The sequence below is a fragment of the Amycolatopsis jiangsuensis genome (genome assembly GCF_014204865.1).
Taxonomy (GTDB): domain Bacteria; phylum Actinomycetota; class Actinomycetes; order Mycobacteriales; family Pseudonocardiaceae; genus Amycolatopsis; species Amycolatopsis jiangsuensis.
In genome coordinates this window covers 6,732,370-6,757,451 of record NZ_JACHMG010000001.1, presented here as the reverse complement: position 1 = coordinate 6,757,451, position 25,082 = coordinate 6,732,370, and the positions used below count along the sequence as shown (strand labels likewise).

The following is a 25,082-nucleotide window of genomic DNA, read 5'->3' as shown; positions in this document are numbered from 1 at the left end:
ACGCATGCCCTCGCCACGACAGGCATTTCCCAGCCGGTGCCGGGCTTCCTACCGTGGAAGACGCGAGGGAAGCTCCGAAAAGGACGGTGACGCAGCATGAAATCGGCAAGTCCCAGCGCGTTCGAGGAGCTCATGACCGTGCGTGACGCTCCTCGCCCGGACGCAGGCGAGGTGACGATCACCGGCTCGGATCCGCTGTTCGCCTCGCCGCTGCGGATCGGGTCGACGCTCGCCGACGCACTCGCCGCGCGTGCCGTCGCTGCCAACGACCTGTGGGAACTGCGCACCGGACGCCGTCAGCAGATCAGCGTCGACGTCCGTGCCGCCGCCGCGACCGCGCTCGGCGGCGAAGACATGACGCTCGTTCGCGGTCCCGACGGCGCGTATCACCCCGTACCGCTGTCACCCGATGTGGAGCACATGGTCTCGCTGACCCAGCCGTGGGAGACCGCGGACGGCCGGTTCTTCCTGCCGCACTTCAACCTTCCGCACCTCGAACGACGCGTGCTCGACGTGCTGCGCTGCTCGCCGACGCCCGAATCGGTGCGGGCCGCGGTGCGGAAGTGGAAGGCCGACGATCTGGAGGACGCCATCGCCGCGGCGGACGCGTGCGGCGGCGTGGTCCGCTCGCCCGCCGAGTGGCTGGCGCATCCGCACGGCGCCCACCTCGCCACCCGCCCGGTCGTGGAGATCACCAAAATCGGTGACAGCGAACCGGAATCGCTGTCCGGCGGGGCACGGGCCACCCAGCCGCTGTCCGGTGTCCGCGTACTCGATCTGACGCGCATTCTCGCCGGTCCCACCGCCGCGCTGAGCCTGGCCGAACACGGCGCGGACGTGCTGATGGTGACCGCGCCGCAGCTGCCGCAGGTGCCGCCGTTCGTGCGCGACACCAGTCACGGCAAGCGCAGCACCTACCTCGACTACACCCGGGCCGACGAGGCCGCGAAGCTGCGTGAACTGGCCGCCGGCGCCGACGTGTTCGTCGAGGGCTACCGGCCGGGCCGCATGTCGGCGCACGGTTTCGGGCCCGAGGACCTCGCGCAGCTGCGGCCCGGCGTCGTGTACGTGACCGTCAACTGCTTCGGCTCCGGTGGCCCGTTCGCCACCCGCGCGGGCTGGGACCAGGTCGCCCAAGCCGTGACCGGCTGCTGCGAGATCCAGGGCACCGCCGGGCGCCCGCAGCTGACGCCGGTGTACCTGTGCGATTTCCTGACCGGTTTCCTCGGCGGTTACGGCGCCATGCTCGCCCTCGCCCGCCGGGCCCGCGAAGGCGGCTCGTACCACGTGCAGGTTTCGCTGTGCCAGTCCGCGATGCTCGTGCAGCGGCAGGGTCTTCTCGACGACTTCTCCGGTGCACCGGGCCGGCTGCGCCCCGACGAGTTCGAGCGCTACGCCGTCGTGGACGATTCTTCCGGCTACGGCGATCTCAAGAGCCTCGGCCCGGTGATCCGGATGAGCGAGACGCCGCCGCGGTGGTCGCGCACCATCCCGGAGCTGGGCAGCTCGCGTCCGGAGTGGACCTGATCAGGCGCAGTGTTCCTGCAGCAGCACGGCGAAACCGTCGAGGTGCCGCGCCAGGCTGTACTCGAACAATGCGTCCAGATCCGGCACCGTTTCCTCGTGCGCGACCGCCAGCAGCGGGAAACTGCCGCCGGCGAACAGGTCGTCGGCTCGCTTCCGCTGGATATGCTGCCACCGGGCGAGCGTCAGACCGGTCTCCTGCTCGGCTTCCCGTTCGTCCGATTCGGACAGTGCGGCGGCGATGACCAGCGAGTGCACCGCGAGAGCTTCGTGCATCCGCGTGGTCATGGACAGCCCGAGTCCGTCGAGGGCCCGCAGGAGCCATTCGGTGTGAGCCATCATGCCGGGCACGAACGCGGGCCGGGTGAACGACACCGCACCGGCCAGCCACGGATGCCGACGGCACAGCGTCCACTGCGCGCGGGCAGCGAATTCGAGCTTGGCCCGCCACCCGTCGGGCCCCGGCACCGGCAGCAGCGCTTCGCGCATGACCTCGTCGGCCATCTCGGTGACCAGTTCGTCCTTGGTCGAGACATAGCGGTACAACGACATCGGCCCGACCCCGAGTTCGGCCGCGAGCCGCCGCATGGACACCGCGCCCAGCCCCTCCACATCAGCAACGGTGATCGCCCGGCGAAGCAGCGTCTCCCGTTTCGGCGCCCGCGCGGCGACACCGGCCGACTGCGGTGGAGGCGGGTTTGTGGTGCTGGCAGAGTTTGTGCGGCTGCCAAAGCTCGTGGAGTCGGTGGGGAGTGTCGATTCTCCCCCGGGCCTGGCGCGGTCCACCCCGCCGGCGGAATCAGGTACAGGGGAATCCGGGACAGTCGCAGACCGCGGCCGGCGCAGGTTGACCACCGTGCCGGCACCGACCTTCGTTTCGACCAGTCCCTCGTCGCGCAGGGTGGCAACCACTCGCGTCGCGGTCGCCACCGCGACACCCCAGCGGCCGGCGATCTGCCGGACGGACGGGAGCCGCGCGCCGGGCCGGAGTTCGCCGGAGCGGATCTTCTCGCCGATCTCCGCGGCGATGCGCAGATAAGGCGGGTCCGGACGGGACGCCGACGGCATGACCACCTCCTGTCCGAGACATCAACCTCATCACAAAATGTACTAGTTCACTTCCCAGCTTACTAGGACACTTCTTTCCTTTTACTGCGCTATCGCGTTGAAATCGCTCGAGCCACGCATACACTGTACTCGAGCTGTTCGATACACCGTACGCACACGGTAGCAGGGGGAACGTGGATGTCCGCACCAATCCGGCGAGCGCGCGTCGAGGACCAGGACGCGGTGGTGGCCGTGCTGAGCGAGGCGTTCTCCGGTGACCCCCTCGCCCGTTGGCTCTTTCCCGACCTGCGACAGCGCGTCCGGCTCCAGACCCGCTTCTACCTCCAGCAGCTCACCCACTCCGCCGCGGAGACCTACCTGATCGGCGACGCTGCCAGTGCCGCGGTGTGGCACCTCCTCCCCGCGTCCGGCGCCACCGTCGAACCACCGTCCGGGGAGATCGGCTCGCGGTTGCGGGAGCTGGGCCGAATGCTGGCACCGCGGCATCCCGCCGGCAGACCACACCTCTACCTGTTCTGCATGGGCGTCGCGACCGGGCACCAGGGCGGCGGCCTCGGCTCGGCGATGGTGCGCGACCGGCTGGCGCGAGCGGACGCCGACGGGCTCGGCGCCTACCTCGAAGCCAGTTCGGCCCGAAGCCGCGCGCTCTACCAGCGGCACGGATTCGCGGACCTCGGCGCCCCGGTTCGCCTGGCCGGCGGCCCGGTGCTGTGGCCGATGTGGCGCGAGCCCGCCCGATGACCACCGTACGACTGCCAGAAAGCGAGAAACCCATGGCCACCGAGGAAAGTGCGGGGCGGCGACCGACGCTGGTGTTCATCCACGGCACCAATGCGAACGCCTACGGGTGGACCGGGCTGATCACCGAGCTGACCCTGCGCGGGCACCGGTGCCTCGCGCTCGACCTGCCCGGACACGGGGACCGGCAGTTCATCCCCCACGCTTACCAGGCGCCGCAGGATCTCGAAGCGCTGGCGACCGAACCTTCTCCGCTGGCCGGCTTCACCATCGACGACTACGTCGACCACGTAGTACGGGTGGTGCGCCGCGCGCGCCGCCTCGGGCCGGTGATCCTGGTCGGTTCCAGCCAGGGCGGCGTCACCGTGAGCCGCGTCGGCAACGCGGTACCCGAACTGCTCGAGCGGGTCGTCTACGTCGCCGCGTACTGCTGCGTCGACCTGCCGAACATGGTGTCGTACCTGGAAACCCCGGAGAACAGCGAGAGCCTGCTGCACCTGATCGAAGCGCTGAAGGTCGGCGATCCGGCGGCGTTGGGCGTCAGCAGGCTCAACTGGCGGTCGGCGGACCCGGCTGCCCTGTCGGCCATCAAGCGCTGTCTGGCGGGCGACTTCACCGACGACGCCGTGCGCCGGCTCGCCGCTGTGCTCGAACCGGATGAGACCGCCACCATCCCGCGGTCCGAGGCCCGGGGCGAGGCGCACACCTGGGGCCGGATTCCGCGCACGTACGTGCGGTTCACCGAGGACCGGTTGATCCCGCCCGCGCTCCAGGACCGGTTCATCGCCGAGGCCGATCGCCTCACCCCGGACAACCCGACCGACGTACGCGACATCGCGGCGCCGCACGTCGGCCCGTTCCACCGGCCGGAACTGGTCGCCGTCCTCGCTGAACTGGCCGGACGGCCGGAGTAGGAGGAACCTGATCGTGATGCGAGGGAAACACCAGGCGGCACTGGCGCTCGTCGCCGCGGCCGGAATCGGGATCGGCGGGTGCGGCACGGCCGCCGGCGCGGTACCGGACGACGCGCTCGTGCACACCGAGGGTGGGCCGGTGCGCGGCACGGTTTCCGGCGGAGTACGGACTTTTCAAGGAATCCCGTACGCCGCGCCTCCGGTCGGCGCGTTGCGCTGGCAGGACCCGAAACCGGCGGCCCACTGGACAGCGGAGCGGGACGGGACCCATCCCGGCTCCGCGTGCGCCCAGGGCCCGACCGAGATTCCGAGCGGCAGCAAGAGCGAGGACTGCCTGTACCTCAACGTCACCGCACCGTCCCACGAATCGGTGAAACCCAAGCCGGTGGTGGTGTGGATTCACGGCGGTGGCTTCTTCCAGGGCGCCGGCAGCAACTACGACGCACGCCGGCTGGCCGAACGCGGGGACCTGGTCGTCGTGACGATCAACTACCGGCTCGGCGTGTTCGGCTTCTTCGGCCATCCCGGGCTTCCCGGGTCGGGCACCTTCGGCCTGCGCGACCAGCAGGCGGCGATGGCTTGGGTGCACCGAAACGCCGCGCGGTTCGGCGGCGACCCCGGCAACGTCACGGTGGCCGGCCAGTCCGCCGGTGCGATCAGCGCCTGCGCGCACCTGACCTCGCCGGCCGCGACCGGCCTGTTCGACAAGGCGGTGTTGCAGAGCGGTTCGTGCGCGACGAGCTGGCTCGGCAACTTCGAGTACCGCGGGCAGCCGGCCGATGCGATCTACGAACCGCTGCCCGCGCTCGAAGCCCAGGGCGACAAGGCCGCGGCCGAACTCGGTTGTACCGGCACCGACAACGCGGCCGTCCTTTCCTGCCTGCGTGGACTCCCGGTGGACGCGTTGCTGCCACAGCTCGGGAAGTTCATCCAACCCGCGTATGGCACACCGCTGCTGCCCGAGGACCCGGCCACGGCCGTCCACAGTGGACGGGTACACCGGGTTCCTGTGCTGTCCGGGAACACCCACGACGAGATGACCCAGTCCACCTCGTTCTACGACGCGGGTGAGCCCATGACCGAACAGACCTACCAGGCGGTGATGAGCGAGACCTTCGGCACCGACCGGGCCGCGGTCGAGGCCGAATACCCGCGGGCAGCCTACGATTCGGCCGCGCTGGCCTGGGCCGCGCTCACCACGGACCGCAAATGGGCGTGCACCCAGTACCGCACCGCGGGCGACCTGGCGCGACGTGTTCCGGTGTACCAGTACGAATTCGCCGACCCCGCCCCGCCACTGCTTTCCCCGTTGCCGCCGAAAATGCCGATGGGAGCACAGCACGCGTCAGACCTGTGGTCGCTGTTCGACCTCCAGGGCCGGGCGCCGGAGTTCACGCCGGAGCAGCAACGGCTGTCCGACCGGATGATCGGCTACTGGGCGGGTTTCGCGGCCTCCGGCGTCCCGCGGGCGCCGGACGCCCCGTCGTGGTCACGGTTCCGCCCGGGTGCGCATCCGCCGTACGTCCAGGCGCTGGCCCCGGGTGCCGGTGGCATTCATCCGGTCGATCTGGCAACACAGGACCACTGCCGTTTCTGGGCGGAATTCGACGCCCGCTGATCGCACCTCCGTCACTCCGAGAAAGGACTTTGCCTGTGCCCGAACTGACCATCGCCGAGGAAGTCGTGCTGATCGCACTCGACGACGAGAAGGGGGCTGGCGCGTCGCGCCTGGGTGTCGACTACGCCGTGGCCGGTGCGTGTCTCGTCGACCTCGTGCTCGCACAACGAATCACCGTCGGCGACGACGACGTGATCACCGTCGTGCAGCCCACCCCGACCGGCACCCCGCACCTGGACCGGACGCTGGAGGCGATCACCCGCGGCAAGAACACCAAGGTGGCCAAGGCATTGCGCCGTACCCGCCGGAGCGCTTCCCGCGCAGCCATCGCCGCGCTCGTGGAACGCGGGGTCCTGCACCAGGAGCGGGCACGGGTACTCGGCGTGTTCCCGACACACCGGTATCCCCAGCGGGAAGGCGCGGCCGAGGCGGAGGTGCGCGCCCGGCTCGCCGAGACGGTCGTGAAAGGACAGCCGGCGGATGACCGCACCGCAGCTCTGATCGGTCTGCTCTACAGCGGAAAACTGTGGCGGAAGGCAGTGCCCGAAGGGGAACGCGGCCAGGTCAAGGCACAGATGCGGGAGATCTCGGAAGGCCAGAACATCAGCCCCGCCGTACGGCAGGCCATCGCCCGCACCCGGGGAGCCATCATCGCCATGGCCTCGTCCGGCGGCTGACCGTCCGGAGGCGACCCGTCTGCCGGCAGCCGATCCGGGCAGGCGGGGCACTCGCCTGATGCGAGAAGGTGCGCCGGTCCCGGCGGTGTTTCACCGTTTCGGGCCGCGTGGCGCTCGGGTCGGCGTAGGATCGTCGGCCATGGTCGAACGCCTGGCTCCGCCGCGGACTCTGCTCACCGGTTTCGCCATGGTCGAATCCGCTCGGTGGCACGACGAGCGGTTGTGGTTCGCGCACTGGGGCGCCGGGGAGGTCATCGCCGTCGACGCGGACGGTACGGCCGAGGTGATGGCGGAGGGGCCGAAACAGATGGGCTGGGCGATCGACTGGCTGCCCGACGGACGGATGCTCACCACCGGCCCGACCCTGACCCGCCAGGAAACCGACGGCACCCAGGTGACGCACTGCGCGCGCAGCTGCGGTGAAATCGTGGTCGATCCGCGGGGCCGCGTGTACATCAACGGCTTCGACTTCGACTTCCTCGGTGGCGGGGCGCCGGAACCCGGCTGGATCGACCTCGTCGAGCCGGACGGGGGTCACCGGCGGGTGGCCGGTGGCCTCGAATTCCCCAACGGCATGGTCGTCACCCCGGACGGCGCCACGCTGGTCGTCTCCGAATCGTTCGCCGGACGGCTGACCGCGTTCGACATCCGCGAGGACGGCTCACTCGGCGGCCGCCGGACGTGGGCCGAAGGCCTCGGCCCGGACGGCATCTGCGTGGACGCGGACTCGGGCATCTGGGTCCAGACGGCCGACACCGCCGCGCACACCGGCAACCCGGACGCCGCGGCCGGCGCCTGTGTCCGGGTACTCGAAGGCGGCGAGGTCACCCATCGGGTGGAGACCGACCCCGCGTGCTTCGCCTGCACCCTCGGCGGCCCGGACGGCAAGCAGTTGTTCCTGCTCTGCAACGAGTTCGAGGGCGTCGACCAGATGCAGGCGGTGCAGCAACGCCGGTCGGCCCGGATCCTGGTGACCGAGGCACCCGTGCCTCGCGGCTGACCGGCTCGGCGCGTTTCGGCGCATGAGCGTCAGTGGCGTCAGTGGCCGGTGATCCACCGTTCCACGTTCGCCTCGACCGCGGTGAACGGCAACGCACCGGCGCCCAGGACCAGTTCGTGGTAGTCGCGGACGTCGAAGTCCGCGCCCAGTGCGTCGGCCGCCCGTTCGCGCAGTTGCCACAGTTTGCACCAGCCGAGGCGGTAGCCCAGGGCCTGGCCGGGCATGTCCGTGGAGTACCGCAGCACCTCGGTGCGGACCTGCTGCGGCGACTCCATCGTCTTCGCGGCCAGAAACTCCCCGGCCTTCTCTCGTGACCAGCCGTACAGGTTCAGCCCGGTGTCCACGACCAGCCGCTGCGCCACGAACCGCTGGTGCACGTATGCCCCGTAACGGTCCCAAGGATCGTTGTACACGCCCATTTCGAACCCGAGCGAAGCCGCGTACTCGCCCCAGCCCTCGGTGTAGGCGCCGAGCATCAGCGGCGCCAGCCGGCCACGGATCGGGTGCAGGCTGGTGTCCTCGGCCTGTCGGGCGAGGTGGAAGTGGTGCCCCGGAACGAGCTCGTGGAGGATCAGCGGTGCGGCGTTGAGCTGCGAGCGAGTGTCCAACCCCGATCCGTTGTAGCGGTACCGGCCCACCGGGACCTGCGGGGTCGGCGTCTCGTAGTAGCCGAAGGACATGCCCGCCTCGAGCTCCGCGTCGAGCCGCTGCACGTCGTACGCGGCCCGCGGCAGCGTGCGGAACCATCGGCCGACGACCGGTTCCACCACGGCGAGGTGCTTGCGGTACGCCGCCTCGACCGCGCCGGGATCCGCCGCGTGAAACCGCGGGTCGGCTTCCAAGACCTTCCGGTATTGCCCTTCCCCACCGTCGAATCCGGCCTCCGCGCGCGCCTGGGCCATCTGCTCGTCCAGCAGAGCGACCTGCTCCAGGCCGAGTTCGTGCACTTGCTCGGGACTGATCGCGTACGTCGCGTAGCTTTCGACGAGACGGCGGTAAGCGGACTCCCCTCCGGGATACTGGGCGAGCCCGACTCCGTCGACCGCGGTGCGCTCCGCCGGCCCGGTCAGATACTCCAGCAACGCGTCGAACGCAGGCAGGACTTCACCGGAGAGGATTTTCTCGACGCCGTCGGTCAGCCGGCCACGATCGGCTTGGCCGAGCTCAGGAAGCTCGCCGGGCCGGAGCCATTGCGTGGCACCGGCGCGGTGCCCACGGACCGTCGTGACGAAGCCTTCGAGTGCCGCTTGCGGTACGCCCCAGCCCCGTTCCGCTTGGCGGACCAACTTTTCCCGCGCGCCGCGTGCCCACCCGGCGAGGTCGGTGGCCAGCGAGAGATAGCGGTCGACCTCGGCGGCGTCGGCCGGCGAAAAGGGCTGCAGGATCTGCCTGCCGTAGGAAGCCAGGGCATAAGCCTGATAGGGCGCGACCGGGAACTGCCACCACCAGCTTTCCTCGGCAGCGCCCCATTCGGTGCCCAGATGGTTCAGCAGCGCGAGAGTGTTCCGGTCGTCCGGGGACAGCGTGGTGGCGTCGATACCCGCCAGCCGGGCCCGGACCGACCGGCCCAGCGCGGCTTCCCGCTGCGCCTCCTCGATCGACCCGCGCGGCAGCTGCTCGACCGGCCGGCTGTCGCGCAACGCGAACTCCGGCTGGGTCGCCAGCACGTGTGCCCATGCTTCGTCTGCCGCGCGAGCGAGCACCGGGTGGGTCACTGGTTCTCCTTCGTCAGGTGGGTGCGGAAGAAGTCAGCGGCTTTGCGCCAGAAGTAGCTGTTGTGGACCGAGGTGTAGCCGTGCGGCTGTCCGGAAAGGAGTACGAACTCGTGCTTCTTGCCGGCCCGGATCAGCGCATCGACCATCTTGACGGAGTCGGTCCAGGTCGCGTGGTCGATGGTCCCGCAGGCGATCAGGAACTCCGCACTCAGCTGGTCGGCAAGCGGGTAAAGGGCGGCTTCTCGATACGCCTCGGCGTCCGTCTGCGGAAAGCCCAGATAGCACTCGTACAGCACCGAGGAGTAGGGATCGAAGCCTGGCGCCGAGGAGATTGCGGCGGTGTACACGTCGGGGCGCTCGGCGGCGAGCCGGAACGCGGAATACCCGCCCCAGCTGTGCCCGGTCACGCCGACCTTCGCCTCGGAAAGGAAAGCGTACCGGGCCTTCAGCTGCTCGACCACCGCGGCGTGATCCGGCACCAGGCCACCGGCCCAGTCCCGGTACACCACATCGTGGAACGCCTTCGAACGCTCCGGAGTGCCCCGTCCGTCGACCACGAAGGTGACGTAGCCGAGTTGCGCCAGCGCCTGCGCGGTGGTGGTGAACATTCCCTGGAATGAATGCGGTGCCACCGCGATCTGCGGGCCGCCGTAAACGTGCTCGATCAACGGGTACTGCTTTGTCTCGTCGAAATCCACCGGAAAGAACAGCGTGCCCCACAGCTCGGTCTCCCCGTCCGCGGCGATGGCGGTGAACTCCCGCGGCGGTACCCAGTTCAGTCGCGAAGTGTCCGCAGCGGACAGTTCACAGACCAGTGAGCCATCCGATCGCCGCAGGACACTGCGCGGAGCTTCGGCGGGCGTCGACCATGTGTCCACGAAGACCTCACCGTGCGGGGCGAACATCGCGGAGTGCACGCCCGGCTGCTCCGAGAGCTGCTCGACCGGGCCACCGGCGAGCGGGACTCGCGCCAAGTGCACGTCGTAGGGCCGATCCTGGTCGAGATGCGCGGTGAAGTAGGCGTATTCGCCGTCGACCCGGTGCACGTAATCGACCGGCCACTCCCCGTCGGTCAGCTGCCGGATCAAAGTGCCGTCGAGGTCGTAGAGGTACAGCTGCTTCCAGCCGGAACGCTCGGACAACCACAGCAGCCGGGTGCCGTCCGGAGTCAGGAACAGCCCGATCTTCTTGCCGAAGTACACGTCGTGGTGAATGCGGACGAAGGTCTCGCTCTCCTCGGTGAACAACGACCGCGTCGCGCCGGTCACCGCGTCGGCGAGCAGGACCTCGGCGCGGCGGCAATCCCGGCTCATCAGGAAGACCACCAGCTGCGCGCCGTCGGGAAGCCACGCCGCGTGCACCGGGTAGATGTCGGTCGTGTCGCCGAGATCGAGCTGCACGGGATCGTGGCCGTAGACGTCGAGCACGTGCAGCGTGGTGCGTTCGAGCCGGCCTCCGGCCTGAGCGTGGTACCGATTCACCACCTCGTCTTCCCGCTTGAGGTTGTGCACCTGCGGAGACTGGTGCACGCCGCGGTTGTCCACCCGGTGGACGGCGAAGCGCGAACCGTCCGGCGACCAGTTGCACACCGGGAAACCCAAGCCCAGCATGGCCAACATCGGATCCACCAGGTCGAAGCGGTACTCGTGCTCGGGCGTCCCGTCCGTGGTCAGCGGAACCGTCCGGTTGTCCGCGACCGCGCGCAGCACGACGTTGCCATCGACGGTCGAAGCGAACACACTTCCGTCCGGCGACACGAGTTCCCGTGCGGGCGTCGGATCCGTCAACGGCATGGTGCGCAAGAACTTCTGCGGATCCCGACGCACGCTGTCCGCATGTCCGAAGTGGACGTCGTCCGGGCTTTCCGCTGGTAGCTTGACGACCTCGCCGCTGTCGAGGTCGACCGTCAGCCGGGCAGTGCCGACGACCGCGACCAGCGTCCGCGGCCCCGCGAAGCCGATGTGCTCGAACGGCACTCCGCGGCCGGGCGGGGTTTGCCCGGTGGCCGCGCGAACCGCGTCACGCAGCACCGCGACGTCCGCGAACAGCGGCCGGTTCTCCCCGGACTCGAGATCGACCAGGCGGCCGGTGCGGTTTTCCGGCGTCCCGTCGAGAAAGGCGAGCGCCTTCCCGTCCGGCGACCAGGCGGGCAGGATCGCGCCACCGGTCACCAATTCGCCGAAACCGTCGATGAATCGGTCGAATTCGGCATGCCCAGTCGTCATTGAATGGTCTCCTCCGCAGAACGGCCCGTCGTTCCACCCGATGGTGCCGCACCTCCCCCGCCGAATGCGGACGACAAACGTCGCCTCTTGCCGACGCCCCGGTTGACGAACGTCGCCCGGCTGACGGTCGCCGCGTCACGCGCCGGCGACCGCGGCCAGATCGAAGGTTTGTGGTGCACCGCTGAGGGTGGCTTTCGCCTCGGACGCGAGGCGGTCGAGGATTTCGACCTCACCGGCCTCGATTCCGTCCAGGGCGAGGCGCACGAGGTCGGCTGGGTCGTTCAGGACGCCCTCCGGGAGGGTGACTCCGGCGCCGGCCGCGAAGTCACGCAGTGTCTCGGTCGCCACGAGTCCGGGAACCAACGCGGCGACGAGCGTGCCCTGGTCGGCGAGTTCGATCCGGACCCCGTTGGTCAGGCCCCATTCGGCGGATTTCGCGGCGGCGTAGGCGGTGTTGCCCGCGACCGTGGTCCAGGCCACCGCGGACAGCACGTTGAGGACGGCCCCGCCGCCGTTGTGCGCCAGTACGGGGGCGAACGCCCGGATCATCGCGAGGGTGCCGTAGTAGTTCGAGTCCATCACCTCCCGGATCGCGTCGAGGTCACCGGTGACGAGGCTCCCGCCCGCTGTGGACGCGGCATTGTTGACCAGGACGTCGACATCGGTGGCGACCTCGGCGACGGCGTCGACGGAGGCCTGGTCGGTGATGTCCAGACGCAGCACCTCGGCACCGGGGACGTCGACGAGTTCGGGACGGCGGGCGGTGGCGTACACCTTCGCCCCGCGCCGCAGCAGTTCGACGGCGAAATGGTGGCCGATTCCGCGGTTCGCGCCGGTGACCAGAGCAGTGGCGCCACGCAGTTCCATGGATGTTTCTCCCGAAAACCGGGCCGGAGAAGACTCCGGCATAAGATGACCGTGCGGTCAGGTTGACTCGACCAGAGAACCACAACATGACCGCGCGGTCAACTTGTTAGGCTGGGGACTGTGACGACACCCGGTCCCTCGCTGCGTGCGGACGCGGCACGCAACCGTGAACTGCTGCTGGCCGCGGCCGAGGAGGTTTTCGCCGAGCAGGGGCCGGACGCCTCGATCGCCGACATCGCCCGCCGGGCGGGGGTGGCGAAGGGCACCGTCTTCCGCCACTTCGCCACGAAGGAGGAGCTGGTCGCGGCGATCGTCGGCGGCCACTTCGCCGCGCTCATCGCCGTCGCGCGCGGACTCCTGGACTCGGCCGATCCGGGTGCGGCGCTGCGGGAGTTCCTCACCGTGGCCGCGGACGGGCTGAACCAGGACCTGACCGCCCTGCAGACGATCAGCGAGGGCGACTCGAGGGTGACCGAGCTGCGCAACCAGCTCCACACCAGCATCGAAGTGCTGGTCGAGCGAGCCCGCGAAGCGGGCGCCGTCCGGCCGGATCTCACCGGGGCCGACGTGTTCCTGCTGATCTGCGCTCCGGTGCACGCGGCCGGGTTTTCGCCGACTCCGCATCCGGACCTGTGGCGGCGCTACCTCGGCATCATCGTGGACGGGTTGAGTCCCGAGGGCGCCACGGCGCTGCCCCATCCGGCACCGGAATGGCCCTGACCACCGCGGCGGTCAGGGCCGGCACCGGCCTCAGCGCAGCAGGCTGGTGCCGCGCGTCTCGGGAATGCGCAGCAGCAGCGGGAGCGCGATCAACGCGACCACGCTGGCGTAGATCGCCGGCGCGACAAGGCTTCCGGTTCCGTCCACCAGCAGCTGGCTGACCAGCGGGGCGGTTCCCCCGAAGATCGCGTAGGCGACGTTGTAGGGCAACGCCGTTCCGCTGAAGCGCACGTTCGTCGGGTACAGCTCCAGTACGGAGATCGCGCCCGTGCTCAGCAGGGTCACCGCCAGCAGCAGGATCAGCAGCGCCGCCACCACCGCCACCAGGTTGCCCGTGCCGACCAGGAGGTAAGCCGGGATCACCAGCACGATCGCGGCGACCGCGCCCAGTCGGAGCTGGATACGGCGGCCGTGCCGGTCGGCGAGGACGGCCAGCGCGAACCCGGCCGGGACGGACACCACGTTCGCGATCGTCACGAGCCAGAGCACCGCGGACGCGGAAAACCCGCCTGCCTGTGCGAGGTAGGTCGGCATGTACCCGAGGAAGCTGTGGGTGAACAGCCCGAGCACCGCGAAGTAGGCGAACAGGGTCAGCAGCGTCCGCCAGTGTCCGCGCAGCAGCTCACGGAAGGGCCGCGCCGGCTGCTGGGCCGGGGCGTTCGCCTGCATGGCCTTGAACGCGGGTGTCTCGTCCACCCGCATGCGCAGCACCAGCCCGACCACTGCCAGTAGACCGCCGATGAGGAACGGCCACCGCCAGCCCCCGCCGGTGAACCCGTCGCCGGTGATCGCCTGGAACGCGAGCATGACGCCGGTCGCGCCGATGGTGCCGAGCCAGGTGGACGCGCCGACCAGTGCCGAGTACCAGGCTCGCCGGTCGTCGGGGGCGTGCTCGATGCTGAACGCCATCGCGCCGGTGTACTCGCCGCCCGCCGAGAAACCCTGCACCAGGCGGCAGAACAGCAACAGGATCGGGGCCGCGACGCCGATCTGCGCCCAGCCCGGGATCAGCCCGATCGCCGCGGTCGCCGCGCCCATCAGCACCACGGAGGTGCCCAGCGCGGTACGCCGTCCGCGCCGGTCACCGATCCGCCCGAACACGACCGCGCCCAGCGGCCGGGCGACGAACGCGACGCCATACACCGCGAAGGCGCCGATCAGCCCGGCGATGTGGTCGCCGGAGGGAAAGAAGGTCGCGGCGATCGCGGCCGCGGCGTAACCGTAGAGCGTGAAGTCGAACCATTCGACGAAGTTCCCGATCGACGAGGCGAGCATGACCGCCCGTCGCGAGGTTTTCGCCGTCGTGGCGGCGACTGTCGGTGGTGGTGCGGACTGGTTCATGACACCTCCGCGAGAAGATGGACCGTTCGAGTGTGGGCAGCGAGCCCTTCCGGATCCATCGCAAGATGTCGCGGCACCCGGTGGCCGATCGCGACATGTGTCACCCGGCGTCCGCTGTGGACGGTGCCGGCGGCCGGGTCAACCGCCGAACTGGTCGCGGTAGGCGGTGGTGATGGTGCGCAGCTTGAGACCCAGGTGCAGCATGAGCCGGTCGTCCCCGTTGTCGAGGCTGCAGCCGGTGATCTGCTCCACGCGCTTGATCCGCTGGTACAGCGTGGCCCGGTGGATGCGCAGGGAATCCGCGGTGCGCTGGATGTTGCCGCCGTGGTCGAAGAAGTCGTTCAGGGTGTCGATGAGCACGTGGTGGTTGTCCTCCTTCTCCAGCGCCACCAGCGCGGGCACCGGGGAGGTGCCGAGCAGATCTTCGAGCGGGAGCTTCAGCAGGAGTTCGTAGGGGCCCAGCTCACCCCACCGGGCCAGCTCGCCGATGCTCGGCAGCAGCAGCGCGGCGCGGGCGGCCAGCTGCGCCTGCTCGTAGGAGGTGGCGACCGCGCCGAGCTCGCCGACCGTGCCGCCGAGGCCGAACACCAGCCGCATCCGGTCGTCGGTGAGACCGCGGAACCTGCTGGTGATCCGCTCGGCCACCGAGTCCACCAGCGTCTTCCCCGGCGGAAGGCGCTGGCCCAGCAGGATCCACGCGCGCGAGCGGTTGGCCACCATCAGGGCCACGTCGTCGCCGACGCAGCGGACGCCGTCCTCGATCGCCGCTTCGAAGGCGACCTGCTGCGGGGCCGAAGCCGGCTGGGTCATTCGGCACTGCACGGCGAGCACGGTGAAACTCGCGCAGTCGGCGTCGAAAAGCTGCTCGGCACGCAGATCTTCGACCGCCTGTGCGCGTACCGCACCGTCCGGCGACACCAGTTCGCGCAGAATGCCTTCCTGCCGGGCCTTGGAACGCTCGTGGAGCAGCAGCCTGCGGTAGAGCATCGTGCCCGCGGTGGCCGCCGCCTCCGCCGCAGCAGCCATCTCGCGTTCGGTGAATTCGCCTTCGCGGTCGATCAGCCACAGATAGCCCAGCAACATCCCGTTGCAGCGAACCGGGGCGCACAGCCGGCTCATCGCACCCTCGACGGCCACGACACCCGGCGCGGTCCACTTGGCGATGCCCTGCGCGAAAATCCGGTCGGTGACGCCTGGCTCGACCGCCCGGTTGATCACCGATGCGACGCGGAGCGCGTCCTCGTCGCCGAAGTGCCTGCTCGCCGCGAGCAGCCGGATCGACGGGTCGTCGATCGCGACCGAACGGCGCAGCCGCTCGGCAAGTTCATCCACAATGGACTGGAGATCGCCGTCGGGCATGGCATCCCTTCCGCTGCGTCACCGGTGGTGCCGCCCACCACCTGGCGCCCACGCTAGACCGGGCCGGACGCGCCCGCCCGTCCCCGCCCGGGTGGTCAGCCCATCACGGTGCCGGAGCTGCCCTCGTTGCGCTCGCGTTTGCGGGAGAACGCGCCGAGGTCGATCGACAGCCCGGTGTGCTGCCCCTTGTACTGCACGGGTTCGTGATCGTGGTCGGCGCCGGCTTCGACCTGCTCCACGAGCGTGGCCATCAGCCTGCCCGCCACCGGCGCGTTCTTGAACTGGTTGCCGCTGGTGCCGATCGCGACGTAGAAGCCGGGCAGTTCGGTGCGGTCGTAGATCGGCGTCCAGTCGTCGGCGACGTCGTAGACGCCGACCACTCCGCGAGCACGGTTCGGCACCCGCAGCCCGGGCAGCCGCCGCGCCGCACGCGTCACCTGCGCTTCGAACACCGCCATCGTCGGATGGGGGCTCGCCTCGTCCGGATCGTCGAGCCACTGGAGCGGATCGCACTCCGGTTCGGTGCCGCCGACGAGCAGCCCGCCGCCGACCTCGCCGCGGAAGTAGGTGCCGAGGTCCATGTCGGCGATCGACGGCCCGACCCCGCCGGGCGGGTGGTAGCCCTCGGGGGCGAGCACGTGCGCGACCTCCTGGCGCATCGGCCGCACGCCGACGGTGAAGTCCGCACCGACCCCGGCCAGCACGTTCAGCTTCCCCGACCACGGGCCGGCGGCGTTCACCACGACGGGTGCGGAAATCCGCGTACCGTCGGCGAGCACGACCGCGCCGACTCGGTCACCAGCCCGCTCGATCGCGCGCACGTCGGCGCGGAACCGGAACTCGGCGCCTTCGGCGGCCGCGGCGTCGGCCAGATTGCGCGCCGCCAGCTGGGGATCGGTGACGTACCCGGCGTCCGGGGTGTAGACCCCGCCGAGGGTCTCCTCGCTGTCCGCCCAGAACCGGTCGTCGTCGATCCGCTTGGGCGGCCAGTACCTGCCGGGGTCGACACCGGGCACCCGTTCGGCGAGCGTGGCCGCGTCCCATTCCTCGTACCGCACGCCGACCTGGTCGAACAGCGGCAGCCAGGCCGCCCGCGGGGCCGCGGCGACGTCGAGCATGACCAGGCCGCTGCGTTCGAACCGGGCGAGATCACCGACGTCGTGACCCAGGTGCTCGGCCCACGCCGACCAGCTGAAGTGCGCTTCCCAGGCGGCGGCCACCCCGGCGAGGGTGGAGAAGTTGTACCGCACGACCGCGCTGGAGGCGCTCGTCGAGCCCTGCCCGGCACCGGCCGCGCGGTCCACGACGACCACCCGGCGATCCGTGCGGGCCAGTTCCAGCGCGATCGCCGAACCGATCACCCCCGCGCCGACCACCACCGCGTCCGCGCTGATTTCCGAGCTCATGGTTTTCGTCCTCCCTGCGTTTTCCGTGCGCCTCCAGTGTGATCGGCGGGGCACCGGGGGACAGCCACCAAGCGTCGAGTCCGGAGCGGGGCGGACGCGACATCTGTAGCCGCGGCGCCGGGTTCAGCGGGCGAGCACGTCACGCACGGCCCGTACCACCGCGTCCGGCCGCACCCAGGCGAGCCCCGAGTGCCCGGCGTCGTCGACGCGGCGGTTCTCCGCGCGGGGCAACGCCGCGGCGGCGTCCTCGTACATGCGGAACTTGCGCTCGTTGCGCTCGGCCGTTCCCGGCGGCGTCAGCTCCGCGGCGAACGCGTCGGTGCCCATCGCGGACAGGAAGACCACCGGTACGTCCGGATCCGGCCCGGCCGCCCGGACCTCGGTGAACAGCGCAGCGAGACCGGAGGACTCCTGCAGCATCCGGCGAAAGCCTTCCCGGCTCAGGTTCCGGTCCAGCAGCCCGTCCCGCAGCGCGGCCGGCCAGCCGGCGAGCGCGCGGGCGAAGACGCTCCGGTAGAGCGCGCGCAGCTCGTCGAGCCGCTCCGGCGGATACTCCTCGAGCGGGCTGTCCTCGCGGAACCGCCGAGCCTCCGCTTCCGGCAGGTAGGCGGGCAGGCTCTCGTGCGTGGGATCGAGCAGGACCAGACCGGCCACCTCGCCGGGGAACCGCTTGGCGTAGAGGCGCGCGTACAGCCCGCCCAGTGAATGTCCGGCGAGGACGAACGGACCGGCCAGCCCGGCGGCGCGCAGCAGCTCGCGCAGGTCGCCGGTGACCTGCGTGCCGGAGCGCGGCAGGTCGGCCGGATCGCTCCAGCCGGTACCGAGCCGGTCGTAGAGCACGCTGGTGGTGAACTCCGCGACCAGCCGGTGCACGTTCCAGTAGTGCAGGCCGTACGCGCCGCCACCGGACAGGAACACCACCGCCGGAGCGCCCGCCCCGGCCCGGTGCAGCACCATCCGTCCGCCCGTGACCTGGTGGCTCTCGCCTGCCGGGAACTCGTCCACCGGATTCATCCACTCTCCTCGCTTTTCGACGATCGTCGCTTCGCCCGCCGTGATTTCACGACAGTCAACAACAGACCGCGCTCCGGCGGAACCGGGATGCTGGGATTGTCCGCAGCGTCGCGCCGAGGAGGAACATGACCAGCACCACGTCGTCCGGACCGGGCCGGGTCGGACCGAAGGAAACCGTGACCGGCAGGCGTGCGGTGGCTTCGAGCCAGCACCGGACCGTCACCGACACCATGCTCGACGTCCTGCGTGCCGGCGGCAACGCGGTCGACGCAGCCATCGCCGGCAGCCTCGTGCAGGCCGTCGTCCAGCAGGACATGACCAACCACACCGGCACCGTCACCGCGCTCGTGCACGACGCGAAGACCGGGGACATCGCCGAGCTGAACAGCATGGGCCGGATCGTGCCCGGGCTGGCCCCGTTCGCCCCGGTACCGGCAGGCAAGGGCCTGTACGCGGCCGCACCCGGCACGCCGCGCGCGGTCACCCCCGGCTTCATGCCCGGGATGAAGGCACTCTACGAACGGTTCGCCACGCTGCCCTGGGCACGGCTGTGCGAACCGGCGGTGCGCTGGGCCGAGGAAGGCCACCAGGTCACCTCGTTCGAACACCTCGTCATGGCGCAGACGGTGGACTTCTTCCTCTACACCGAATCCGGCCGCAAGCACTTCACCCCCGGCGGGCACCTGCCGCAGGCCGGGGATCGCTGGGCCTCGCCGGAGCTCGCGGAGACCATGCGCCGGCTCGCCGCGGACGGACCCGACTACTTCATCACCGGGAAATGGGCACAGGACTTCGTGGCGCGCGGCAACGAACTGGGCTGGCCGGTGAAGCTCGAGCATCTGACCGCGATCCCACCGCGGTGGACGTCCGGACACCGGTGGGAGCACAAGGGCGCCACCGTCGTGCAGCAGTCCGCACCGGAACGGCAGGGCATCTACTGCCAGATCGTGCTGGGCATCCTGGAGGAACTCGACATCACCGCGGCCGGGCACTGGTCGCAGAGCGCGGAGTCGCTGTATTACCTCGCCCACGCCCTGCGCCGGGCCGCGCACGAGACCGGGCTGCTCAACGATCCGGACCTCTTCGGCGACACCACCGGCCCGCTCACCTCGCCCGCGCTGATCAAGGGTTTCGCCGACATCCTGCGGGCCGCCCGGGCACGCATCGACCTCACCGAGCACGTCAAGCTGACCCGGGGCGTGCCGGCGATGGCCGCGTCGGGCGCCTCGAAGCAGCCGGCCGGCAGCTGTGAACTGACCATTGTGGACGAGCAGGGCAACTGGGTGCAGATGATGAACACCCTGCAGAGCGGCGGAATCCCGGGCGAGGTGGTCGGTGGCGTCCCGATGGTCGGCAGTCACTGGATCAACAGCCTCGCCTCGCCGATGGAAGGCTGGGTCACCGGCGGCGGACGGATGCGCTCGATCCTGTCGAACACGATGGTGCTGCGCGAGGGCAAGCCGTGGCTTTCGCTGGGCTCGCCGGGCAACGTGCACTGCACGGTGCCGCAGGTACTGTCCAACATCCTCGACTTCGGCATGGACCCCTACGCCGCCGACGACGCCCCGCGCTGCCTGCCCTACGAGGACGACCACACCATCTCCGTCGAATCCCGGGTGGCGCCCGAAGTCCCGGTGGGACTGGCGAAACTGGGCGTGCTCACCAATCCGCTGCCCGAGTACGACTACCACATGGGCACCTACCAGATGGCCTGGCGAGCCGAGGACGGCAGCCTGAGCACCTGCACCGGTCCCCGCCGCGAAGGCGTCGCCGGCGGATTCTGAGGCCCGTGACGGGCCTCCTTCCGGAAGCTCCGGGAGGAGGCCGTCACGGACTTCTTCGGCGGCTCAGGAACCCTGCAGGTACCGGTCGAACCACTGCAGGGCGCGAGCGAGGAAGTCGAGCTGCGCCGGGAACGCCCGTACGCCGTGGCCTTCCTCCGGGTAGATCACCAGCTGCGACGGCACCCCCTGGGCACGCAACGCCTGGTGGAACTCCCGGGCCTGGCCGGGCGGCGTGCAGCGGTCCAGTGCGCCGGCGACGTTCAGGCAGGGGGTACGGACGTTGCTCGCCTGCAGTACCGGACTGCGCGTGTGCGCCCGGGTGCCCGGCTGTTCCGGATCGGCGTCGAGGAACCGGTTGCCCCACGCGGCGATGTTGCTCGTGAAGCTCTGGCTGTACCAGTCGGTGACCGGCGCGATCGGCACCGCGGCGGCGAACCGGCGGTCCTGGGTGACCAGCCAGGACGACATGAACCCGCCGTAGCTGCCGCCGATCAGCCCGACCCGGTCGTTGTCCACGAGGCCGCGTTCGACCAGCGCGTCGATGCCGGACAGGTAGTCATGGGTGTCGTCGCCGCCCATGTCCCCGACCACCAGGCCGGCGAACTCCTGCCCGCGGCCGCCGCTGCCGCGCGGATTGGGGTTCAGCACCGCGTAGCCCCGCGAGACCAGCAGCGGCACCCAGGCGTAGTTCATCGACCAGGTGTTCTGGAACGCCCAGATCGGCCCGCCGTGGACGTTGACCACCAGCGGGAACGGTCCCTCGCCCTCCGGACGGCACAGCACCCCGTCGATCTCCAGCCCGTCCGGCGCGGTCCAGGTCACCACCTCGGCGGTACCGGCGACCGAACGCAGGTAGCTGGTGCCGGGGTGGGCCAGCGAGGCGAGCGTTTCCGCCCGCTCCTCCCCGGCGAGCACGAGCTGTGGCGGCAGCTCGTAGGAGGTCTGCACGGTGAGCACCCGGCCGTCCGCGGTGAACGCGCCGTGCGGGTAGAAACTGCCGCCGCTGAAGGACAACTCGGTGCTCACCACCTCGCGGACCTTCCCGGCCGGCACGTCGAGGATGCCGGCGACCGAATCGAGCCGCCGCTGCCCGAGGTAGCCGAGCCGGTCCGCGTCGAGCCATTCGAGCGCGGTGACGTCGGTGCCCTCGGTGCCGATCCGTTCGACCGCGCCGGTGGCCGGATCGACGAGCAGCAGGTCACCGGCGACGATCCAGCGGTCGCTGCACACCGCCTCGACGACCGCGACCCGGCTCCCGTCCGGTGCCCCGGCGGGCAACCCCAGCTGCACCGCACTGCCGAGCAGCTCACGCACCCGGCCGTCGGCACCGAGCAGACTCAGCCGCGCCTGGTACCAGGCGTCCTCGCCCGGCTCGGCGGACGAGATCGTGACCACCTGCTCCGGACCGCACCATCCGGCTTCCCAGCAGTTCAGGCCTTCCGGGGACAGCCGGGTCAGTGCGCCGTCCGCCACCGTGTAGACCCAGAGACTGCGCCAGGCGGCGTCGTCGGTGCCCTCGGTCGCGCCGTCCTCGACTTCCGGATACCAGGACGGCTTTTCGGACTTCTGCTTCGAGTTCGTGCCCGATCCCTGTCCGCCGGACAGATCCGCGCCGAGACCGGCGACGCCGAGGAGGATCCGGCGGCCGTCGGGCGACCAGTGCGCGTACTCCACGGTGCCGGGCACCTCGGGGGCGGCCAGTGCCTCGCCCAGCCGGCCGCCGAGAAGCAGGTGCAGCTGGAACACCCCGGCCTCACGGCGGTCGGAGAGGAACGCGAGTGTGCTGCCGTCCGGGGAAAACCGCGCGGCCCGCGCCGAGCCGCGACCGGCGGACACCTCGCGGAGTTCGCCGTTCTCGGCGGTGTACACCGCGGTTCTGGGCAGCCCGTCCAGCTCGTCGTACACGGCGCCGGTCACCACGACGCGCTCGCCGTCGCGGGTCACGTGTGGCTCGCGCAGCGCGTGCGGACGGCCGAACGCCGGTTCGTGCAGTGCCCGCAGGTGTTCGGTGACCGTGCGATAAGCCATCGTGGTCTCCAGGTCGTGCGCCATGGCTTCCTTCCTGCCGGATCCGCTGGGTATCGCCCGGATTCTCGTCTCACGCCGGGCACGGCGCACCAGACGATTGCCGACTGTGCACCGGTGGCGAAACGACACTTGTCGCAGCGCACCCAGGAAAACCACGGCGTGGCCGAGCGGCGAAAAGGCCGGCGGCGTGCTGTACCACGCCCATTTCGTCCTGCGCCGGGCCGCGTACCCGTGAACGGCCCGGATCCGGGCAGGGAAAGCTCAGCCGAACAGCGTTGCCGGGTCGATCGCGTTCGCCATCGCCGCCATGCCCGCGGCGTTCGGGTGCAGGTGGTCGCCGGAGTCGTACGCCGGGTTCAGCGCGATCGGGTCCGCGGCGCTGCGGGTCGACGCGTCGAAGTCGGCCACCGCGTCGAACGCCCCTGCCGTTCGGATCCACGAATTGACCTGCTGGCGCAACGCTTCGGTGTGCTCGGTGAAGTACTCCGCGCCCCGCATCGGCAACAGGGTTCCGCCCACGATACGGATTCCGGCGGCACGAGCCTGCCCGATCAGCGTCCGGTAGCCGTCGATCAGGTCCGCGGCAGTCAGATCCGTACCACCCGGACCCGCGTTGTTCCCGATGTCGTTGATGCCCTCCACCAGGACCACGGTCGCCACGCCCGGCACGTCGAGCGCGTCGTGCCGGAACCGCTTCCGTGCGCTGAGGCCCTGCCAGATGTCGGGCGCGTCGGTCAGCACGCGGTTGCCGCCGATTCCGGCGTTCACCACGGAGGCCTGCCTGCCGAGCCGGCCGGAAAGCCGGTCCGGCCAGGTCGCCCCGGCGTCGACCGGGGTGATGAAACCGTCGGTGATCGAATCGCCGAAGGCCACCACGGTGCGGTGGGTGACCGCCGATTCCAGGTACAGCCCGGACACGAAGAACCAGGAGGTGGCGGTCCGGGTGAACGGCTGCCCGCCGGTGTCGCGCACCCGGTTCCCGTCGGCCGAGTAGGACGTGCGGAACGCGTCCGAATGCCAGGTCGACGGTCCGGTCGTGCCCGGGACGTGAATGCTGACCAGCACGCTGCGGTCCGGACCGACCGTCAGCGGCACCGGATCGGACAGCACCTCGCGCCCGGCCGCGACGGTCACCGACTTACGCCCGGTGAAACGCACCTCGCGCGCTGTGCCGGGAGCCACCGCGGGACCACTCGCCTGTAGCCCGACCCCGGCCGAATCGATCACCAGCGGCACAGTGCCGTAAGTGTTCGAAATCCGGATTCTCGCGCCGGTTCCGGATGCTGTCGGCGGCACCACGGCACGGACGGTTTCGTCGCCGAAGGCACGGCCTCCGTCCGCCATCCCGGGCGCCCACGCCGTGACGGTGCCGGGCCGAGACGCCGAAGCGGACGGCGCGGCGACGGCGCCGATTCCGAAAACGGTCGCAACAGCGAACACGGTGATTCTGAGGAAGCGCATCCGACCTCCCGGACCCCAGTGGCTGATTCGTGCCTACCGGAATCCGGAATGCGCGCACAAGACGGTATTCGCGTGGTTTTCGCTCGACCGCCGAGCCTCGGCCGGGTCGGAACCGGCCCCCGCCGCGGTGCGACAGGGGCCGGCCGGGTGGGTCACTGCTTGGTGAGGTTGAGATCCATCGTGTTGCCGTCGCTCTTGGCGAAGCCGCTGATGATGTCGTTGAACGCACCGCAGTTCGCGAAGTCCGACAACGCGTAGCTGCCGGTCAGCTGCCCGCCGGTGAGCAGGTCGAAGTCCGGACCGGTGACCATCGAGGCGGTGGAGGTCTCGGTGGTGCCGCACTTCGGGTCCGTGCTGACCGGGATGCCGTAGAGGTTGACCGTGGTCAGGAACGTGCTGAAGGAGATGTCCGTGGTGAACCCGGTGCCCTCCAACGTGCCGCTCTGCTGCCCGTTCTCGGTCACCTGCACATCCGCGCTGCCCTCGAGGAAGCCCATCAGCTTGAAGTCGGTGTGCGTCGGGTCGACCTTCAGGTCACCCGTGAACTTCTTTCCCGCCAGGTCCACGTCGGCGTCGAAGCTGCCCTTGATCGGCGCGGTGCTGCCGAGCGCCTTCAACGTGGTGCTGCCGTCGATGGCGAAGGAGTACTTGATCGTGTCCTTCGGGGACACCGAGCGCTCGTCCGCGACCGTCTTGTCGGTGACGGCCTTGTCCACCACGGCCTTGTCGGCGACGGCCCTGTCGCTGACGGCCTTGTCCGAGACAGCGGCCTCCTCCGACACGGCTTGCGGCGCGGCGCTGCCGTCGGTGATGTCGAACGTGGCCAGCGTGTTGTCCTGGCCCTCGTCCTGGGTGCACGGCGCGTCGATCGTGCCGTCCGGGGTGATCCCGGTGACCGATCCGTCGGCCTTGCGCGGGGTGACCACCAGCTCCAGGTCGCCCACGGTGATCTGCGCCTGGCCCGCCGTGTCGAAGGTCAGCGACGGCGTGCTGCCGGTCGCGTTCACGTCGAGCTCGCCGGAGGCCGGGATGTCGGTTTTCGGCACGTCGGTGGGCACGCTGACCGGCAGGTCGATCCCGGGTGCGGCCACCGCGGCCTGCGCGATCGCCTGGCCTTCGATCGTCGTGGCACCGATCAGGCTGAGCCCGGCCACGGTGTCCGCGTTGATGGTGGCGACGGCCTGGATGTCGAACGCGCCGGTCGGCTCGCCGGTCGGGACGGAGGCCGGCAGATCGGTGTTGATCACCACCTTCAGCGGCTGCGAACCCACCAGCGGGAGAGTGCAGTGGTAGTTCAGGCTCAGCGAGACCGGGTCCGCGAAACTGGTCTGCGCTCCGGCGACGAGCGAGGCGGCGACCAGGCCGAGCACACCGGTCGCGGCGGCCGCCATGGCCGTCTTACTTCTGGGATGCTTCACAATGGGTCCTTCCCGGGTATCGGCGATGATACGTACGGCACCCGCTTTTCCCCGGCGGAAAAACGCGGGTGAATCCACGAAGGTAGGTTCGGAAGCGAATGCTGCCGAACAAAAAAGTAACCACGTGGATCCGCCGGTTCAATACCTCCCGGACGTCCGGTTCGACGCCGGGGCGAAACTTGTCACCCCGGTGCACCCCGTGGGC

19 protein-coding genes are annotated in these 25,082 nt (G+C 70.2%); 8 read left to right on the top strand and 11 right to left on the bottom strand.

Annotated elements, in window-relative coordinates; genetic code table 11:
- Positions 1–96: 96 nt before the first annotated feature.
- Positions 97–1,527 (top strand): CoA transferase, encoded by a 1,431-nt coding sequence (locus tag BJY18_RS30725; RefSeq protein WP_184783375.1) that lies wholly within the window; start codon positions 97–99, stop codon positions 1,525–1,527.
- Here BJY18_RS30725 and BJY18_RS30720 read toward each other — a convergent pair whose 3' ends face one another.
- Entirely contained in the window at positions 1,528–2,592 is a 1,065-nt protein-coding gene (locus BJY18_RS30720) for a TetR/AcrR family transcriptional regulator C-terminal domain-containing protein (RefSeq protein ID WP_184783374.1), read from the bottom strand. It lies immediately after the preceding gene.
- 177 nt (positions 2,593–2,769) lie between these two features.
- Between BJY18_RS30720 and BJY18_RS30715 the strand changes: the two genes are divergently transcribed.
- The 5 genes from BJY18_RS30715 to BJY18_RS30695 all read left to right on the top strand — a co-directional run bounded on the left by BJY18_RS30715 (position 2,770) and on the right by BJY18_RS30695 (position 7,539).
- On the top strand, positions 2,770–3,333 hold the full coding sequence (locus BJY18_RS30715; protein ID WP_184783373.1) for a GNAT family N-acetyltransferase: 564 nt from the start codon (positions 2,770–2,772) through the stop codon (positions 3,331–3,333).
- 32 nt (positions 3,334–3,365) lie between these two features.
- Positions 3,366–4,244: an alpha/beta fold hydrolase gene (locus tag BJY18_RS30710; RefSeq protein ID WP_184783372.1), complete on the top strand. Its 879-nt coding sequence runs from the start codon at positions 3,366–3,368 to the stop codon at positions 4,242–4,244.
- A gap of 16 nt (positions 4,245–4,260) precedes the next feature.
- On the top strand, positions 4,261–5,862 hold the full coding sequence (locus tag BJY18_RS30705; protein ID WP_184783371.1) for a carboxylesterase/lipase family protein: 1,602 nt from the start codon (positions 4,261–4,263) through the stop codon (positions 5,860–5,862).
- A gap of 35 nt (positions 5,863–5,897) precedes the next feature.
- A complete protein-coding gene (locus tag BJY18_RS30700; RefSeq protein ID WP_184783370.1) occupies positions 5,898–6,539 on the top strand; it encodes a GOLPH3/VPS74 family protein in 642 nt (213 codons plus the stop codon).
- Between the two features lie 139 nt (positions 6,540–6,678).
- Positions 6,679–7,539, top strand: coding sequence for an SMP-30/gluconolactonase/LRE family protein (locus tag BJY18_RS30695; RefSeq protein ID WP_184783369.1), 861 nt, complete (start codon positions 6,679–6,681; stop codon positions 7,537–7,539).
- Positions 7,540–7,577: 38 nt separating this feature from the next.
- On the opposite strand, the gene BJY18_RS30690 is transcribed toward BJY18_RS30695, so the two are convergent.
- The 3 genes from BJY18_RS30690 to BJY18_RS30680 all read right to left on the bottom strand — a co-directional run bounded on the left by BJY18_RS30690 (position 7,578) and on the right by BJY18_RS30680 (position 12,346).
- Positions 7,578–9,254 (bottom strand): DUF885 domain-containing protein, encoded by a 1,677-nt coding sequence (locus BJY18_RS30690; RefSeq protein ID WP_184783368.1) that lies wholly within the window; start codon positions 9,252–9,254, stop codon positions 7,578–7,580.
- Positions 9,251–11,479, bottom strand: coding sequence for a S9 family peptidase (locus tag BJY18_RS30685; protein ID WP_184783367.1), 2,229 nt, complete (start codon positions 11,477–11,479; stop codon positions 9,251–9,253). Before BJY18_RS30685 ends, BJY18_RS30690 begins: the two co-directional genes overlap by 4 nt.
- A 135-nt stretch (positions 11,480–11,614) precedes the next feature.
- Complete coding sequence (locus tag BJY18_RS30680) at positions 11,615–12,346, bottom strand: SDR family NAD(P)-dependent oxidoreductase (RefSeq protein WP_184783366.1); 732 nt, start codon at positions 12,344–12,346, stop codon at positions 11,615–11,617.
- 120 nt (positions 12,347–12,466) lie between these two features.
- Here BJY18_RS30680 and BJY18_RS30675 point away from each other — a divergent pair, with 120 nt between their 5' ends.
- Positions 12,467–13,066, top strand: coding sequence for a TetR/AcrR family transcriptional regulator (locus BJY18_RS30675; protein ID WP_184783365.1), 600 nt, complete (start codon positions 12,467–12,469; stop codon positions 13,064–13,066).
- Positions 13,067–13,096: 30 nt separating this feature from the next.
- On the opposite strand, the gene BJY18_RS30670 is transcribed toward BJY18_RS30675, so the two are convergent.
- The 4 genes from BJY18_RS30670 to BJY18_RS30655 form a co-directional block, all read right to left on the bottom strand.
- Positions 13,097–14,407: an MFS transporter gene (locus BJY18_RS30670; RefSeq protein ID WP_184783364.1), complete on the bottom strand. Its 1,311-nt coding sequence runs from the start codon at positions 14,405–14,407 to the stop codon at positions 13,097–13,099.
- Positions 14,408–14,545: 138 nt separating this feature from the next.
- Positions 14,546–15,766, bottom strand: a complete 1,221-nt coding sequence (locus BJY18_RS30665; protein ID WP_184783363.1) for a helix-turn-helix domain-containing protein — start codon at positions 15,764–15,766, stop codon at positions 14,546–14,548.
- A gap of 95 nt (positions 15,767–15,861) precedes the next feature.
- Positions 15,862–17,172 (bottom strand): NAD(P)/FAD-dependent oxidoreductase, encoded by a 1,311-nt coding sequence (locus BJY18_RS30660; protein WP_184783362.1) that lies wholly within the window; start codon positions 17,170–17,172, stop codon positions 15,862–15,864.
- Positions 17,173–17,295: 123 nt separating this feature from the next.
- Positions 17,296–18,186: an alpha/beta hydrolase gene (locus tag BJY18_RS30655; RefSeq protein WP_184783361.1), complete on the bottom strand. Its 891-nt coding sequence runs from the start codon at positions 18,184–18,186 to the stop codon at positions 17,296–17,298.
- A 125-nt stretch (positions 18,187–18,311) separates the two neighbouring features.
- Between BJY18_RS30655 and BJY18_RS30650 the strand changes: the two genes are divergently transcribed.
- Complete coding sequence (locus tag BJY18_RS30650; RefSeq protein WP_221458030.1) at positions 18,312–19,970, top strand: gamma-glutamyltransferase; 1,659 nt, start codon at positions 18,312–18,314, stop codon at positions 19,968–19,970.
- 63 nt (positions 19,971–20,033) lie between these two features.
- Here the strand turns inward: BJY18_RS30650 and BJY18_RS30645 are convergent, their stop codons facing one another.
- From BJY18_RS30645 to BJY18_RS30635, 3 genes are all read right to left on the bottom strand, one after another.
- Entirely contained in the window at positions 20,034–22,022 is a 1,989-nt protein-coding gene (locus BJY18_RS30645) for a S9 family peptidase (RefSeq protein ID WP_184783360.1), read from the bottom strand.
- 237 nt (positions 22,023–22,259) lie between these two features.
- A complete protein-coding gene (locus BJY18_RS30640; RefSeq protein ID WP_184783359.1) occupies positions 22,260–23,459 on the bottom strand; it encodes an SGNH/GDSL hydrolase family protein in 1,200 nt (399 codons plus the stop codon).
- A 152-nt stretch (positions 23,460–23,611) separates the two neighbouring features.
- Complete coding sequence (locus BJY18_RS30635) at positions 23,612–24,877, bottom strand: DUF6801 domain-containing protein (RefSeq protein WP_184783358.1); 1,266 nt, start codon at positions 24,875–24,877, stop codon at positions 23,612–23,614.
- Positions 24,878–25,082: the final 205 nt, after the last annotated feature.

What these genes read in the sequence shown, in the direction of transcription:
- BJY18_RS30725 (WP_184783375.1), top strand. Translation starts at nt 97, where the DNA reads ATGAAATCGGCAAGTCCCAGCGCGTTCGAGGAGCTCATGACCGTGCGT.
- BJY18_RS30720 (WP_184783374.1), bottom strand. Translation starts at nt 2,592, where the DNA reads ATGCCGTCGGCGTCCCGTCCGGACCCGCCTTATCTGCGCATCGCCGCG.
- BJY18_RS30715 (WP_184783373.1), top strand. Translation starts at nt 2,770, where the DNA reads ATGTCCGCACCAATCCGGCGAGCGCGCGTCGAGGACCAGGACGCGGTG.
- BJY18_RS30710 (WP_184783372.1), top strand. Translation starts at nt 3,366, where the DNA reads ATGGCCACCGAGGAAAGTGCGGGGCGGCGACCGACGCTGGTGTTCATC.
- BJY18_RS30705 (WP_184783371.1), top strand. Translation starts at nt 4,261, where the DNA reads ATGCGAGGGAAACACCAGGCGGCACTGGCGCTCGTCGCCGCGGCCGGA.
- BJY18_RS30695 (WP_184783369.1), top strand. Translation starts at nt 6,679, where the DNA reads ATGGTCGAACGCCTGGCTCCGCCGCGGACTCTGCTCACCGGTTTCGCC.
- BJY18_RS30685 (WP_184783367.1), bottom strand. Translation starts at nt 11,479, where the DNA reads ATGACGACTGGGCATGCCGAATTCGACCGATTCATCGACGGTTTCGGC.
- BJY18_RS30680 (WP_184783366.1), bottom strand. Translation starts at nt 12,346, where the DNA reads ATGGAACTGCGTGGCGCCACTGCTCTGGTCACCGGCGCGAACCGCGGA.
- BJY18_RS30670 (WP_184783364.1), bottom strand. Translation starts at nt 14,407, where the DNA reads ATGAACCAGTCCGCACCACCACCGACAGTCGCCGCCACGACGGCGAAA.
- BJY18_RS30665 (WP_184783363.1), bottom strand. Translation starts at nt 15,766, where the DNA reads ATGCCCGACGGCGATCTCCAGTCCATTGTGGATGAACTTGCCGAGCGG.
- BJY18_RS30660 (WP_184783362.1), bottom strand. Translation starts at nt 17,172, where the DNA reads ATGAGCTCGGAAATCAGCGCGGACGCGGTGGTGGTCGGCGCGGGGGTG.
- BJY18_RS30655 (WP_184783361.1), bottom strand. Translation starts at nt 18,186, where the DNA reads ATGAATCCGGTGGACGAGTTCCCGGCAGGCGAGAGCCACCAGGTCACG.
- BJY18_RS30650 (WP_221458030.1), top strand. Translation starts at nt 18,312, where the DNA reads ATGACCAGCACCACGTCGTCCGGACCGGGCCGGGTCGGACCGAAGGAA.
- BJY18_RS30645 (WP_184783360.1), bottom strand. Translation starts at nt 22,022, where the DNA reads ATGGCGCACGACCTGGAGACCACGATGGCTTATCGCACGGTCACCGAA.
- BJY18_RS30640 (WP_184783359.1), bottom strand. Translation starts at nt 23,459, where the DNA reads ATGCGCTTCCTCAGAATCACCGTGTTCGCTGTTGCGACCGTTTTCGGA.